Source organism: Streptacidiphilus sp. ASG 303 (assembly GCF_020991365.1).
Lineage (GTDB): Bacteria > Actinomycetota > Actinomycetes > Streptomycetales > Streptomycetaceae > Peterkaempfera.
Map to the genome: position 1 here is coordinate 92,652 of NZ_JAJLRA010000001.1, position 13,295 is coordinate 105,946.

The following is a 13,295-nucleotide window of genomic DNA, read 5'->3' on the forward strand; positions in this document are numbered from 1 at the left end:
CGTCAGGCGCCCGCGCCCCGGGCGGGCGGCGCGTACGAGTAGCCGACCCGGCGGACCGTCACGATGCTGTCGCGGTAGGCCGGTCCCAGCTTGCGGCGCAGCCGGGCGACGTGGACGTCCACGGTCCGGCCGTCGCCCACGTGCCCGTACCCCCACACGGCCGAGACCAGGTGGTCGCGGGTGTGGACCCGGTGGGGGTGCGCCGTGAGGTGGGCGAGGAGCTCGAACTCCAGGTACGTCAGGTCGAGCGGCACGCCGTCGACGTGGACGGTGCGCCGGTCGGTGTCGACGGCGACGCCCGGCCCGGGTCCCCGGTCCGGCTCCGGCTCCGGCTCCGGCAGGGGGTCGGGACCGGGAAGCGGTGCGGGCGGCGGGACGGCGGAGGCGGGGACCAGGACGAGGTAGCCGACCATCGGGGCACCGGAGCGGTCGGCGGCGTACCGGGCGAGCAGCTGCTCGGGCAGCGCCGTGTCCGGCAGCGCGGCGAGCACGGTGGCGCCCTCGGGGAGCTGCAGGGGGAACGGCTGCGGGAGCTGCGGCGGGGACTGCGGCGGGGACTGCGGCGCCGCGCCGGTCCGCGCGGCGTGCGGAGGCAGGGCCCGCAGGTGCGGGACGGGGGAGGATGCGGTGGGCGGGGTCGCCGGCAGGGTGGAGACGTTCGACATGGCGGGTTCGGGTCCTTCGCGCGAGAGGGCTGCTGGGCGGCGTCTGCGCGCGGTACGGACACGGCGGCCCGACCCCGGAGGAGTCCGGGCGGTCAGGCGGAGGCGTGTCCGTGCGCGCCGGGCACGCGGGGACACGTCTGGTCGAAGTGGTGGCCCTGCCGGGACGGCCAGAACGGCTCGAGGTCGTGGCGACCCCCGGCTCCGTCCGTCGTGGTGGTGTCCATGCCCCCATTCAACCAGAAGGAGGGGCGTGCCCGCCGCCCCGGTGCCGGGCACACCGCGGGCGCCGGACCGGTGGCGTCCGGTCCGGCGCCCGCGGATCACGCGGCGTCAGGTCACCGGCGCCGCCGCGCCCCCGACGGCGTCAGCCCATCGACGGGGGCGGCGGCTCGGGCGCGGGCAGCGGCTGCGGCTCGGGCTCGGGGAGCGGCCCCGGCGAGGGGGGCGCGGGAACGGGCTCCGGCTCGGGTCCGGGGCCGGGCAGCGGCCCGGGGGCGGGCGGGACGGGACCCGGCGGTACGGGTCCGGGCGGCGGCTCCGGTTCGGGACGGTCCGGGCCGGGGCGGAGCGGTTCGGGCTCGGGGACGGGAGGCACCGTGCCGGCGGCGGCCCGCCCGGCGGCGTCCCGTCCTCCCGGGGCTGGGCTGTGCATCGTCTCTCTCCTCCACTCGTCAGGCGGGCGCGGCGGTCCGGCCGGCGCCGGTGGGCGCCCGGCCGGGCGGGGCCCCCGGGCTCTGCGGGCCGCCGGGGGTTGGGGCGCGGCGGTCCCGGGCGGCCGGTCGGCCGTGTCCGCCGCCTACCCGGGGGGCCGCCGCGTACCCGCGGCGCGCACCCGGGGCACCGGGGCAGCGGGGAGGCGGCCGGCGGGGCTGAGGGCGGTGGGGCTGCGGGCAGCGTGGCTCCCGGCGGCCGGCGTCGGGGGCCGGGCGGCCGGGGCCGGGTGGCGCCGGGGCGGGACCGGGGCCACGGTGGAGGGATGAGCGAGGACCCCCGTCCGCCGGGCGCCGCACGGGCCGGGCAGCCCTCCGGTGCGCCCGCCGGGCGGTCCGGGGGTGCACCCGTCGGGTGGCCCCCGGACGTGCCGCCGCCGGGGGTGCCCGGGTGGGAGGCGGAGGCGGAGCGCTGGCTGTGGGGGCTGCTGCCGGCCCCTTACCGCCGGTACGGGGTCCTCCACCGGCAGCCGGTGCTCCTCGCACGGCAGGTGCTCCTGCAGGTCGAGGCCGAGCTGGTGGCGCTGCGCAAGGGGTACCGCTCGGCCCGGGTGGACCTGGCCGGCCTGGGGACGGGGCCGGCGGTGGTCGAGGAGGCGCTGCGGCTGTACGAGGCGGAGGGGGCGCGGCTGGAGGAGCTGGCCCGGCAGGCGCGGGCGGTGACGGACGCACTGGTGCACGGCCTGCGCCGCCGGTCCGCGGCGGACGGGTGACGGGCGGCCGCCGACGGGTGCCGGGCGGCCGTTGACGGCTGACGGCTGACGGCTGACGGCCGGGGAACGGGCCGGGCCGGCGCCCCTCCCCCGCACGCGGGAGGGGCGCCGGCCCGGGGCACCGGGGCGCGGTCAGCGGATGGGCACACCGGCGAGGGTGCGGGCGATGACCAGGCGCTGGATCTCCGAGGTGCCCTCGAAGATCGTGTAGATGGCCGCGTCGCGGTGCATGCGCTCCACGGGGTACTCGCGGGTGAAGCCGTTGCCGCCGAGGATCTGCATGGCCTGGGCGGTCACCCACTTGGCGGTCTCACCGGCGTACAGCTTCGACATCGAGCCCTCGGCGGCCGTGAACGGCTTCCCGTTGGCCGCCATCCAGGAGGCGCGCCAGACCAGCAGCCTGGCCGCGTCGATGCGGGTGCGCATGTCGGCGAGGGTGAAGGCGATCCCCTGGTTGTCGATGATGGGGCGGCCGAACTGGACCCGGGTCCTCGCGTAGTCGAGGGCGACCTCGTAGGCGGCGCGGGCGATGCCGACGGCCTGGGCGCCGACGGCGGGGCGGGACGCCTCGAAGGTGGCCATGGCGGCGTTCCCGCCCCGCTTGCCGGCGGACTCGCCGCGGGAGGCGGCGGCGGCCCGCTCGCGGGCGCGGGCGAGGCGCTCGTCCAGCTTCTCCCTGCCGCCGAGCAGGCAGTGGCCGGGGACGCGCACGCCGTCGAGCACGACCTCGGCGGTGTGCGAGGCGCGGATGCCGTGCTTCCTGAACTTCTGGCCCTGGCTGAGGCCGGGGGTGCCCGGCGGGACCACGAAGGACGCCTGGCCGCGGGCGCCGAGGGAGGGGTCGACGGCGGCGACGACGACGTGGACCCCGGCGATGCCGCCGTTGGTGGCCCAGGTCTTGGTGCCGTTGATCACCCACTCGTCCTTGGCCTCGTCGTACACGGCGCGGGTGCGCATGGCGGAGACGTCGGAGCCGGCGTCGGGCTCGGAGGAGCAGAAGGCGGCGACCCTGACGTCGTCGGGGGTGCCGAACATCTGCGGGACCCAGGTGCCGATCTGCTCCTCGGTGCCGTTGGCGAGGACGCTGACGGCGGCGAGGGTGGTGCCGACGATGGCGAGGCCGATGCCCGCGTCGCCCCAGAACAGCTCCTCCATGGCGACCGGGATGCCGAGGCCGGTGGGGTCGAAGTACTGCTGGGCGTAGAAGTCGAGGGAGTAGATGCCGAGTTTGGCGGCCTCCTGGATGACCGGCCAGGGGGTCTCCTCGCGCTCGTCCCACTCGGCCGCGGCCGGACGGACGACGTCGGCGGCGAAGCCGTGCAGCCAGTCGCGGACGGCGGCCTGGTCGTCGTTGAGTTCGAACGTGAAGGTCATCGGTCTCTCCGGTGGGGTCCGCGGAACGCGCGCGCCTTGGTGTTACCTCGGGTAACCTCGTACGAAGTCTGTTACCGATCAGTAGTGGATGTCAACGCCCACCGGGCGCGACCAGGGAGGAGCGGCGCCATGGCGGGCGACGGAACGGCGGCACCGGCGGGAGCCGCGGGCGGGCCGGGACAGCGGAGGAAGGAACTGCTGGACGCGGCCGACCGGGTCATCCGCCGGGACGGCCCGCGCGCCAGCATGAACGCCATCGCCGCCGAGGCCGGCATCTCCAAGCCGATCCTGTACCGGCACTTCACCGACCGGCAGGGGCTCTTCGCCGCCCTGGCGGAGCGCCACACCGCCGGGCTGCTGAGCGCCATGCGGTCCGCCCTGGCGCTGCCGCTGGAGCGCCGCGACCTGGTCGAGGCGGTGCTGGACACCTACCTGGCCGCGATCGAGGCCCGGCCGCAGGTGTACCGCTTCCTCACCCACCCCGAGGCGGCCGACGGCCTGGGCCCGGGCCGCCCGCTGGCGCCGGCGCTGCAGAAGATCGCGGACGAGATCGCCGCGTCCGTCCGCCGCCACGTCGACCTGGGGGCGCAGGCGGACCTGCTCTCCGAGACCTGGGGGCGCGGCATCACCGGGATGGTGCTGGCGGCGGGCGACTGGTGGCTGGCGGAGCGGCCCTGCCCGCGCGAGGAGATGGTCCGGGCCCTTGCCGACCTCCTGTGGGGGCGGCTGGCGGCGGCCGGGCAGCGGCCGGTGGCGGCGACCGGGGCCGCCCCCCGGGAGCGGGAGCCGGAGGAGTAGGACAGGACCCGCGGAGGGCCCGCGGAACGGCGGCGGCGGCAGGGCCGGGGGGCCAGGAGCAGGGCCGGGGGGCCGGGACGGACCGGGACGGGGGCCGGGCGTCAGCGGCCGGGGGCGGCGCCCTGCGCCGCCAGCGCCTCGCGCACCCTGCCCTTGGCCAGGCGGATGCGGGTCTTCGCCGTCCCCAGCGGGATGTGCTCGCGCTCCGAGACCTCGCGCGCGGTCATCAGGTAGAGGCCGGCCATCACCAGGGCCCGCCGCTGCTCGCGGGGCAGCGCCGCCAGGGCCGCCCGGCAGCGGCGGGCGGACTCGCGGGCCAGCGCCTGGTCCTCGGAGCTCTCCGCGGCCCCGCCGCCCAGCGCGGCCACGACGTCCGGGTCCACCGGCGTGGTGCGGCAGCGGGTGCGGACGGCGTCGACCGCCAGGTTGTGGGCGATGGCGGTGACCCAGCGGCGCACGCTCCCCCGGTCGGGGTCGTAGGCCCGGGCGTGCCGCAGCGCGTGCTCGTAGGTCTGCTGGACCACGTCCTCGGCGGTCCGCGGATTGCGCAGGACGGCGGTCGCGGCGCCGAGGATCCCCCGCTGGAATCGGTGGACGAAGGCGGCGGCCAGTTCCGGGTCGCGCGCCACGAGCCCTGCGAGCAGGGCCTCGTCCGGCAGCTGCCCGGCCGCCTCGTCGGCCGGGGCCGCCACGGGGTTCCGGGACGCTGCGCTCCTCAGCACTGACGCCTCCTCGGTGCGGCGGCGGGAAAGGTCAAGTCTTCTTAAAGCGTGTCATAAAGCAACCAATCGGACAAATCCATTCGGCAGTCCGGGACGTACACCTCTGCGGGGAGGTCGACCACAGGGTCGAAACATCTCCCTCCCGAGCCGAAGAAGGGATACGCACCATGAGCGTCTTCGGAGGACCGTTCGGTGGCGGACGCGGCCGGCGCTGCGGCCGCGACTGGGACGACGACTGGGGCGGCTGGGGCGGCTGGGGCGGCTACGGCGGCTACGGCCACCGCCGGTTCCGCCGGTTCCGCCGCTTCCACCGCTACTACTACTAGGAGTAGCGCCTCACAGTGATCCTCACCGCGGGGGCCGGCCCGAACGCCGGCCCCCGCTCCACTGCACGGAGCACCCCCGCTCCGCTGCGGGGACCGCCGACACGCAGCCCGGAGGTGCACGTGACCGAGAAGCCGAACGGCGCGACGGCGGCACGGTCCGCCGCGGGGCGGCCGCCCGGGGCGGGCGACGCCGGCCCGCAGGGCCCTGACCGGGCCCCCGTGGCCCTGGCCCCCGCCCTCCCCTTCCGCGAGATCTTCCGCCGCTTCCGGCCGTGGGTGCACCCCGACCGGTGGTGGCTGCCGGTGTGCGTCGTGCTGCTGGTGGCCGGCTCGGCCGGCGAGGTCGTGTCGGTGTGGCTCTTCAAGGACCTGGTCGACAACGTCCTCGTCCCCCGCCGCTTCTCCGCCTTCTGGCCGCTCGCCGCGGCCATGATCGGCATCGCTGTCCTCGGGGCACTGCTGGCGTACCTGGGCCAGTACGCGGCCACCCGGGTCGCCGAGCGGTTCCTGCTGCGGCTGCGGACCGCCGTCGTCGAGCACCTGCACACGCTGCCGCCCGACACGCTGCGCCGCCGCTGGCACGGCGACGTGGTGGCCCGGCTGACCACCGACATCGACCAGATCGAGCAGCTGGTCGCCTCCGGGCTGATCCAGGCGGCGACGGCCCTGATCACCCTGGTCTTCTTCGCGGGCGCGGCCTTCCTCCTCAGCTGGCCGCTGGCGCTGGCGGCGTTCGCCGCCGCGCCCCTGTTCTGGTTCACCGCACGCCGCTTCGGCGCCCGCATCCAGCGGCTCTCCCGGGAGGCGCGCCGCTGCGAGGGCGGGGTCACCGCGGTGGTGGAGGAGAGCCTCGCGAACTCCGCGCTCGCCCACGCCTACAACCAGCAGGGCCGCGAGGTGGAGCGGGTGCGGCGGCAGGGACGGGCCCTGATGGACGCCGACCTCGCCACCGCCCGCACCGCCCTGGCCTACCCGGCGCTGCTGAACGTCCTGGAGGTGGTCGGCGGCCTCTTCGTCGTCGGGCTCGGCGCCTTCGAGCTCACCCGCGACGCCCTCACCATCGGCGGGCTGCTCGCCTTCGCGGCCTTCCTCACCCAGCTCTTCGGACCCGCCCAGGAGCTCTCCGGCCTGGTCGCCTCCTTCGGCGCGGCGGGGGCCGGCGCCGAGCGCGTCGCCGAACTGCTGACGACCGAGCCGCCCGTGAGGGACCGGCCCGGCGCCCGGCCCCTGACCGGGGTCCGCGGCCGGCTGTCCTGCGAGGGGGTGCGGGCGTCCTACCCGGGACGGCGCGACCGGCCGGCCCTGCGGCACGTCACCTTCGACGTCGCCCCCGGCCAGGTCCTCGGCGTGACCGGTCCGAGCGGCGGCGGCAAGTCCACCCTGGCCAAGCTCCTGGTGCGGTTCATGGAGCCCGAGCGCGGCGCCGTCCGCGTGGACGGCACCGACCTGCGGGACGCCACCGCGGTCTCCGTGCGGGACGCGGTCACGCTGCTCCCGCAGGAGCCGCAGATGTTCCACGCGTCCGTCCGGGACAACATCGCCTACGGGCGCCCGGACGCGACCGCGGAGGAGGTGGAGCGGGCCGCGGCCGACGCGGACGCGGACGCCTTCGTCAGGGCCCTGCCGCAGGGCTACGACACCGTCCTCGGGGAGGACGGCCTGCAGCTGTCCGGCGGCCAGGCCCGGCGGATCGCCGTGGCCCGGGCCTTCCTGCGCGGCACGCCCGTCCTGGTGCTGGACGAGCCGACCGCCGGACTGGACGCACAGGCCGCCGCGCGGGTGGTGGAGCCGCTGCACCGCCTGATGGCGGGGCGCACCACCGTCCTGATCACGCACGACCCGGCCCTGCTGCGGCACGCCGACGCGGTCCTGGAGATCTCCGCGGACGGCGTCGGCCACGGCGTGCGGCCGGCGGACCGCCTGGGGAGCGCCGGCACCGCCTGAGCCCGCCCGAGTCCCCGCCCGAGCCCGCCCGGCCGGGAGTCCCGGCCCCCTCGGCCCGGTTCCGCCCCCGGCCGCCCCGGCCGGGGGCTTCCGGCGCGCCGCCGCCAGGGGCCCCCGGCGTCCCGGCCGGGCGGGACCGCACCCGCTCGGCGGGGCATGGCGCCCCGCGCAGCGGGCACCCGGTCGGGGACGAGCGGCGGGAGGCGGCCATGGGCGAGGATCCGGGCGGTACCGGCCCCGAGCGGGCCCCCGGCCCGCGGCACGGCCGCGACGAGACGCCCGAGGAGCGGGCGGACCGCCGCTGGGCCGAGCTGCTCCAGGAGGTCAGGGTCGCCCAGACGGGCGTGCAGATCCTGCTCGGCTTCCTGCTGAGCGTGGCCTTCACGCCCCGCTTCGCCCGGCTGGGCGACTTCGACCGCCGGGTCTACCTGGTCACCGTGGTGCTGGGGGCGACGGCGACCGGGGCGCTGATCGCGCCGGTCTCCTTCCACCGGATGCTCAGCGGGCGGCGGCTGAAGCCGGAGCTGGTGCAGATGGCCGCCCGGCTGACCGGGCTCGGCGTGGTGCTGCTGGCCCTCACCGTGGGCTCCTCGCTGCTGCTCCTGCTGCACGTCGCGACGGGCCGGGCGGCCGCGGTGTGGACCACGGCGGCGGTGATGGTCTGGTTCGCGGTCTGCTGGCTGCTGGTCCCGTACTGGATCCGCTGGCGCGGCGAGCGGCCGGAGAGCCGGCGGCCGCCCGGGGAGTGAGCCCTCTCCGGGGGGAGCCGGGGGTGCGCGGCCGCTGCCCTGCTCCCGGCGTGCCGGGCCCGGTCGCCGTACCGGGCCCGGCACGCCGGGAGCGGGGGGTCAGACACGCCGGGAGCGGGGGGTCAGAGCAGGCCGTCCCACATCTGCTCGACGACGACCGCCCACCAGTTCTCCGGGTCCTGGAAGACGGTGGGGTCGAGGGCGGCGAGGTCCCGCTGCAGGGCGTCGACGGCGGTGGCGGCCGCGTACGGGTCGAGGCCGCGCAGGGCGGGGCGCCGCTCCGCGAGGAGGGCGAGGCAGCGGACGTACGCGGACAGGTCGGCGTTCAGGTAGCGGCCGGTGCCGTTGCCGGGGTCGACGGCCCAGACCCGGCCGGTGCCCGCCCCCGTGCCGGTGCCGCCGTCGCCGCACTGGACGGCGACCAGGGCGTGTCCGTCGGTGCCGAGCAGCACGTACTCGGCGAGCAGGGCGCGGGTGTGCTCGGGGACCCGGGCGCCGCGGCCGGCGGCGGCCAGGTGGGAGGCGACGTCGGCCAGGCCGGGCAGGACCTCGAAGAAGCCCTCGACGCGGACCGGCAGGCCGGCCCAGACCAGGGTGTGGCGGGCCGGCTCGGGCAGCGGCGAGGCGGCCGTGTCGTCGGCGTCGGCGCGGTGCACGCCCTCGGCGCCGAACAGGCCGGCGAGGCGGCGGCCGAGGGCGGCGTCCCGCTCGGGCCCGGCGGCGGGGACGTCGCGGGGGAACGGCACCCGGTTGGGGCGCGGCGGGACCGGGCGGCCGGCGCTGCGGAAGACCTCCTCGGTGGCGTCGGCCAGGGCGCGGACGGCGGCGGCGCGGCGGTCGTAGCGCGGGCCGTAGTCGTGGCTGTAGGAGAACGCCGCGACGGGCAGTTCGGCGAGCAGCGCGGCGGCGCAGTAGCCGCCGGGCAGCTCGCACGGGCGCAGGTCGGTGTGGACGGCCAGCACGTCCTCCGGGCGGACGCCCTGCCGCCGGAGCTCGCGCAAGGCGGCGACCTCGGGGTGGCCGGTGCCGGGGGCGGACATCCGGAAGAGGCTCCGCTCCTCGCCCGCGGCGTCACGGTAGGTGAGGACGGCGGTGGCGCCCGGGCCGACGGCCGGCGGCAGGGCGGGGTCGTACGTGCCGGCGCCGAGCTTGTCCCGGTAGAGCCGGACGACCTCCTCGACGGGCACGGACGGCCAGTGGGTCAGCTCCCCGGTCCCCCGGTCGACGACCGCGCACGCCGGGCCGATCTCGGCCGGGGCGCGCCGTGCGCCGGGGGGGGCGTCCGCCGGGGCCTCCTGCGGCTCGGCCCACAGCACCCAGCCCAGGTCGAACTCGTGCACGCCGATGCGGCGCCACCGCTCCTCGGGCCGGTCGCCGTTGATCCACCGGTGGGCCGCCTCGATCGCCTGCTCACGGGTCGTCACGCGGGTCGCTCTCCTTCGGAGCCGGAGGGGGGTTCCACAGTAGCGGCGGCCCGGGCCCGCCCCGGGGCGGGGAGGTGCAGCCGCAGGGCGCCGAGGCCGGCGGCGTCGGCGACCAGCAGCACCCCGTCCGGGGTGACGTCGGCGCCGCCGAGCGGTCCGGCGGAGAGGAGGAGGCCGGACGGGCCGCCGCCCTCGCGCGGCCACAGGCGCACGTAGTCCCCGCCGGTGCCGAGCCGCACCGGGCACGCCTCGCGCCGCTCCTCCGGCAGGGGGGCCAGCTGCTCGGGGGCGGCCTCCACGGGCTCCCCGGTGAGGGCGTCGTGGACCCTCAGCGGGGGCTCCGCCCCGGGGACGTGGGCGGCAGCGACCACCGTGCCGTCGGGCGCGACGGCCGCGGTGAGGGCGGTGACGCCCGGCAGCGGCCGGGTCCACAGGGTCCGCCACGGCAGTCCGGGGCCGAGGTCGGGGGCGGGCAGGCCGTCGCGGTGGCAGGCGTGCTCCAGCAGGGCGGCCCGCAGCACCGGACCGGCCTCGTGGCGGGTGAACAGCGGCGCCAGCCGCAGCCAGGTGCGGGCGAGCGGCGGCAGGCCGGCGCCGGAGGCGGCGAGGTGCCCGACGGCGGCGCGCAGCCGCACCTGGTCGGTGTGGAGCAGGAAGCCGGGGTCGTCCAGCAGTTCGGGCAGGACGCCGCCCTCCAGGGCGTGCCCGGCCAGCTGCCCGCGCACGTACGGCGCGGCGCGCTCCCAGCGGCCGGGCCCCTCGCCGCCCTCCGCACCGGGGACGGCCGCGAGGAGGGCGGCCGCGATGCGGCGCTGCACCTCGCGGACGGCGCCCCCGAAGCGCTCGCGCACCTCCGCGGCGACGGCGGGGTGGACGATGCGCACGGCGGGGTCGGCGTCGTCGCCGACGGGCTCGACGAACGGCATCAGCAGGAGCCGGCCGCCGGCCAGGGCGGGCCCCAGGTCCCTCCCGGCGACGGCGGAGGCCAGCGGCGCCCACAGCGCCAGGGGCAGCGGCTCGCCGGGTGCGGCCAGGGCGAGCGGGGCGAGCAGGCGGCGCAGGGTCAGCTCGTCCGTGCCGCAGCGCCCGGCGTGGACGTCGAGGGCGTCGCCGACGCCCCGCGGCAGCGGGACGCCGTCCCCGGGGACGGCGAGCGCCGAACGGGCGGCCAGCCGTACCGCCAGGGGGCTCCCGGCGGCCCGCGCCACCCGGTCGGGGCCGTCCCCGGGGCCGCCGAGGGCGTGCTCGGCCTGGAGCCGCAGTCCGGCCGGGTCGGCCCACGGCTCCTCGTCGAGGTCGACGACGAGGAGCTCCGCGGCGGGCAGCCGGTCCGCCAGCCACCGGGCCTGTTCGCGCGGCACGTCGGCGAGGAGCCGGACCCCGGGGGACTCCGCCAGCGGCAGCAGCACCTCGGCGGCGACCCGGGCGGGTTCGCCGGGCAGCGGCAGCACCCCCGCCCGGTCGGTGTCCGCGACGACGACCTCCGCGGGCCGCACGCGCGGCTCCGCCAGCAGGCGGAGCGCCTCGACGGTGCGCCCGGCGGAGGGGGCGAGCTCGTCGGCGACCGCCCACAGGAGCTGGCCGGCGGTGAGGCCCGCCGCGTCGAACACCAGGGGCTCGGGCAGGTCGCCCGCCGGCACGGTGGACGGGTCCAGGACGGCGGTGTCGATCCGCTTCCGGTACTCCGGGTCGCAGAGCATCAGGAACCCGTCGAGCAGGCGCGTGCGGCCGCTGCCCGGGCCCCCGGTGAGCAGGACGGTCCGGGGCGCGCCGTCGGCCCGGGAGCGCCAGGCGGCCAGGGCGCGCAGCGCGGCGGCCCGCCCGCCGACGTGCGGGTGGGGCCGGTGGGTGGTCGGGCCGGTCACGCGGGTGGCCTCCAGACTGGACGGTGCAGCCGCGGGCCGGGACGCCCGCCCGGCGCGGCCGGGCGCGGGGGCCCCGGGGGGGCCGGGCGGGTGCGGATGCAGGTGCGGATGCAGGTGCGGGTGCGGATGCGTCACTTCTCGTCGCCCCACAGGGCGGGGTCGAGGTCCTGCCGCTCGTGCAGGAGGGTGTGCCAGCAGCCGTCGGCGGCCTCGGCGTCCAGCGCGCGCAGCCAGTGGTCGAGCTGGTCCGCGACGTACCGGCGGTTGACCTGGCGGACGGTGCGGCCCGGCTCGCAGACCAGGCGCAGCATGGCGCAGAAGGCCGGCAGCGCGTCGGCGGCGTGCTCGGTGTCGCCGTCGAGGTCCTCCAGCAGCACCCGGCCCGTGGAGCCGTCCAGCAGCAGGTCACCGCCCAGCCACTGGCCGATCCGGTACAGGACGCGGACGCCGCCGCTGCCGTCGGGCTCGCGGTCCCACTCCTCCAGGCCCTCCTCGGGCAGGTGGCCGGTCCACAGCGTGCCCCGGCCGGAGGCGAGCGGCATGCCCGTGCCGGTCAGGAACGCCCGCGCCCCCGGGTCCGCGAGGCCGTCGGGGAGGTCGTCCGCGGCGGGCCGCCACAGTCCGGCGAAGGGCGCGGCCAGCCACCGCGGGTCGGGCGGGACGGCGGCGGCCGGCAGGTCCTCCAGGGCCTCGGAGACGAGCGGTTCGACGAAGGGGGTGCGGGCCCAGCCGGGCGCCTCCTCGTCCACCGGGGCCGACAGCCCGATCCGGAAGATCCCGTCGGCGCCGGCCAGCACCAGGTCGCCGCCGCGGCGCACACCGCCGGTGACCTCGAAGGGGAAGCGGGGGGCGGCCACCCTGCCGGCGGCCCGCAGCCGGCCGTCGGACCAGGTCAGCCGCTCCCAGCCGTCATCGGCGGGCCGGACGGGTGCGGCCTCGGCCGAGCCGGCGGTGCGCCGGTACGGGCCGCCCAGCCGCTCACCCGTGGCGAGGTCGAAGACGTACTCGGTGCGGGCCCGCACGGCGCCCGTGTCCACGTCCTCGTCCGGGACGTCCGGGTCGCGGCTGACCACGACCTGCCGCCCGTCCCCGTCCAGCACGGCGGGCAGGACCGCCTCGACCGGGCCCGGCACCGGGCGGGCGTCCGCCGAGCGGCCCGCCGGCAGCCAGTGGGCCCACACGGTGCGCCACGGCAGGTCGGCCCCGTCGGCGAGCCGGGCCGCGAGGTCCGCGGCGCCCTGGCACACCAGCCGGTGGTGGAGCGCGGCCAGCCACTCGCCGTGCCGGTCGCGGCCGGGGCGCACGCCGAGCAGGTCGAGGTAGTGGACGTCCGCCGCGAGGGAGTTGTGGGGCACGCCGTCCGGCCAGGCCAGCGGCAGTGCGTCCACCAGCTCGGCCCGGTCGGCCGCCGCGAGGAAGCCGGGGCTGCCGATGAGGTCCGGCAGGTCGGCCGGGTCGAAGGTGCGCTCCGCCCGCGGGTCCGGGGCGTGCGGCGGCGGGCCGGCGGGCGCCGGGAGGTCCACCGCGGTCGTCGTCGCGGACGGGGCCGCCCGGAGCGAGGCGTCCGCCTCCAGGGCGACCCACCCCGCGGGCCCGCCGCGGCGGGCCAGGTGGCGCACCACGCGGTCGAGGACCGCCTGCGGCGCCGCCGACCCCCGGTACGCACCGGCCAGGTGGACGTCCAGCAGCACCAGGCCGGGCACGGCGGAGGCCCCGTCGAGCAGGTCGCGGAACGTCCCGCGCGGCCGGACGCCGTGCGGGAGGGCGCCGAGCGCCTCCAGGACGGCCGCGGCGACGTCGTCGACGTCGCGGCCCGCGCACTCCACCACGGCGGTGCCGGGCAGGGCGGCCAGCACCCGCCGCAGCACGCCGCTCTTCCCGGCCCCGCGGACGCCCCGCAGCACCAGCAGCCGTCCGTGCGGCCCGTCGGCGGCCCAGCGGCCCACCGCACGCTCCGCCGCGGCGCCGTCCCCCGGGTCCGTCCCGTCGTCAGTCCTCGTCACAG

The 13,295-nt window shown here is 78.6% G+C and carries 12 protein-coding genes; 5 read left to right on the forward strand and 7 right to left on the reverse strand.

Going from position 1 to position 13,295, the window contains the following annotated elements; genetic code table 11:
* Nucleotides 1-2: 2 nt before the first annotated feature.
* Nucleotides 3-665: a winged helix-turn-helix domain-containing protein gene (locus LO771_RS00460; RefSeq protein ID WP_230647136.1), complete on the reverse strand. Its 663-nt coding sequence runs from the start codon at nt 663-665 to the stop codon at nt 3-5.
* Nucleotides 666-757: 92 nt separating this feature from the next.
* The gene (locus LO771_RS30495) at nt 758-889 is read right to left on the reverse strand and encodes a hypothetical protein (RefSeq protein ID WP_255743571.1); all 132 of its coding nucleotides are present in this window, start codon (nt 887-889) and stop codon (nt 758-760) included.
* 752 nt (nt 890-1,641) lie between these two features.
* On the opposite strand from LO771_RS30495, the gene LO771_RS00465 reads away from it, so the two are divergent.
* On the forward strand, nt 1,642-2,088 hold the full coding sequence (locus tag LO771_RS00465) for a hypothetical protein (RefSeq protein ID WP_230647139.1): 447 nt from the start codon (nt 1,642-1,644) through the stop codon (nt 2,086-2,088).
* Between the two features lie 132 nt (nt 2,089-2,220).
* On the opposite strand, the gene LO771_RS00470 is transcribed toward LO771_RS00465, so the two are convergent.
* The gene (locus LO771_RS00470; RefSeq protein WP_230647142.1) at nt 2,221-3,462 is read right to left on the reverse strand and encodes an acyl-CoA dehydrogenase family protein; all 1,242 of its coding nucleotides are present in this window, start codon (nt 3,460-3,462) and stop codon (nt 2,221-2,223) included.
* 129 nt (nt 3,463-3,591) lie between these two features.
* Here LO771_RS00470 and LO771_RS00475 point away from each other — a divergent pair, with 129 nt between their 5' ends.
* Nucleotides 3,592-4,260 (forward strand): TetR family transcriptional regulator, encoded by a 669-nt coding sequence (locus tag LO771_RS00475; RefSeq protein ID WP_230647145.1) that lies wholly within the window; start codon nt 3,592-3,594, stop codon nt 4,258-4,260.
* A 101-nt stretch (nt 4,261-4,361) separates the two neighbouring features.
* Here LO771_RS00475 and LO771_RS00480 read toward each other — a convergent pair whose 3' ends face one another.
* Complete coding sequence (locus LO771_RS00480; RefSeq protein ID WP_308188799.1) at nt 4,362-4,982, reverse strand: sigma-70 family RNA polymerase sigma factor; 621 nt, start codon at nt 4,980-4,982, stop codon at nt 4,362-4,364.
* Nucleotides 4,983-5,149: 167 nt separating this feature from the next.
* On the opposite strand from LO771_RS00480, the gene LO771_RS00485 reads away from it, so the two are divergent.
* From LO771_RS00485 to LO771_RS00495, 3 genes are all read left to right on the forward strand, one after another.
* Complete coding sequence (locus LO771_RS00485) at nt 5,150-5,308, forward strand: hypothetical protein (protein WP_230647149.1); 159 nt, start codon at nt 5,150-5,152, stop codon at nt 5,306-5,308.
* A gap of 120 nt (nt 5,309-5,428) precedes the next feature.
* Complete coding sequence (locus tag LO771_RS00490) at nt 5,429-7,252, forward strand: ABC transporter ATP-binding protein (RefSeq protein ID WP_230647152.1); 1,824 nt, start codon at nt 5,429-5,431, stop codon at nt 7,250-7,252.
* 209 nt (nt 7,253-7,461) lie between these two features.
* Nucleotides 7,462-8,001, forward strand: a complete 540-nt coding sequence (locus LO771_RS00495) for a DUF6328 family protein (RefSeq protein WP_230647155.1) — start codon at nt 7,462-7,464, stop codon at nt 7,999-8,001.
* A gap of 122 nt (nt 8,002-8,123) precedes the next feature.
* Here the strand turns inward: LO771_RS00495 and LO771_RS00500 are convergent, their stop codons facing one another.
* From LO771_RS00500 to LO771_RS00510, 3 genes are all read right to left on the reverse strand, one after another.
* Nucleotides 8,124-9,425, reverse strand: a complete 1,302-nt coding sequence (locus LO771_RS00500) for an SUKH-4 family immunity protein (protein ID WP_230647158.1) — start codon at nt 9,423-9,425, stop codon at nt 8,124-8,126.
* Nucleotides 9,422-11,290 (reverse strand): ATP-binding protein, encoded by a 1,869-nt coding sequence (locus LO771_RS00505; protein ID WP_230647161.1) that lies wholly within the window; start codon nt 11,288-11,290, stop codon nt 9,422-9,424. The genes LO771_RS00500 and LO771_RS00505 overlap by 4 nt, the downstream gene beginning before the upstream one ends.
* A 131-nt stretch (nt 11,291-11,421) precedes the next feature.
* The gene (locus LO771_RS00510; RefSeq protein ID WP_230647164.1) at nt 11,422-13,293 is read right to left on the reverse strand and encodes a hypothetical protein; all 1,872 of its coding nucleotides are present in this window, start codon (nt 13,291-13,293) and stop codon (nt 11,422-11,424) included.
* Between the last annotated feature and the right edge of the window lie 2 nt (nt 13,294-13,295).

What these genes read in the sequence shown, in the direction of transcription:
- LO771_RS00460 (WP_230647136.1), bottom strand. Translation starts at nt 665, where the DNA reads ATGTCGAACGTCTCCACCCTGCCGGCGACCCCGCCCACCGCATCCTCC.
- LO771_RS30495 (WP_255743571.1), bottom strand. Translation starts at nt 889, where the DNA reads ATGGACACCACCACGACGGACGGAGCCGGGGGTCGCCACGACCTCGAG.
- LO771_RS00465 (WP_230647139.1), top strand. Translation starts at nt 1,642, where the DNA reads ATGAGCGAGGACCCCCGTCCGCCGGGCGCCGCACGGGCCGGGCAGCCC.
- LO771_RS00470 (WP_230647142.1), bottom strand. Translation starts at nt 3,462, where the DNA reads ATGACCTTCACGTTCGAACTCAACGACGACCAGGCCGCCGTCCGCGAC.
- LO771_RS00475 (WP_230647145.1), top strand. Translation starts at nt 3,592, where the DNA reads ATGGCGGGCGACGGAACGGCGGCACCGGCGGGAGCCGCGGGCGGGCCG.
- LO771_RS00485 (WP_230647149.1), top strand. Translation starts at nt 5,150, where the DNA reads ATGAGCGTCTTCGGAGGACCGTTCGGTGGCGGACGCGGCCGGCGCTGC.
- LO771_RS00495 (WP_230647155.1), top strand. Translation starts at nt 7,462, where the DNA reads ATGGGCGAGGATCCGGGCGGTACCGGCCCCGAGCGGGCCCCCGGCCCG.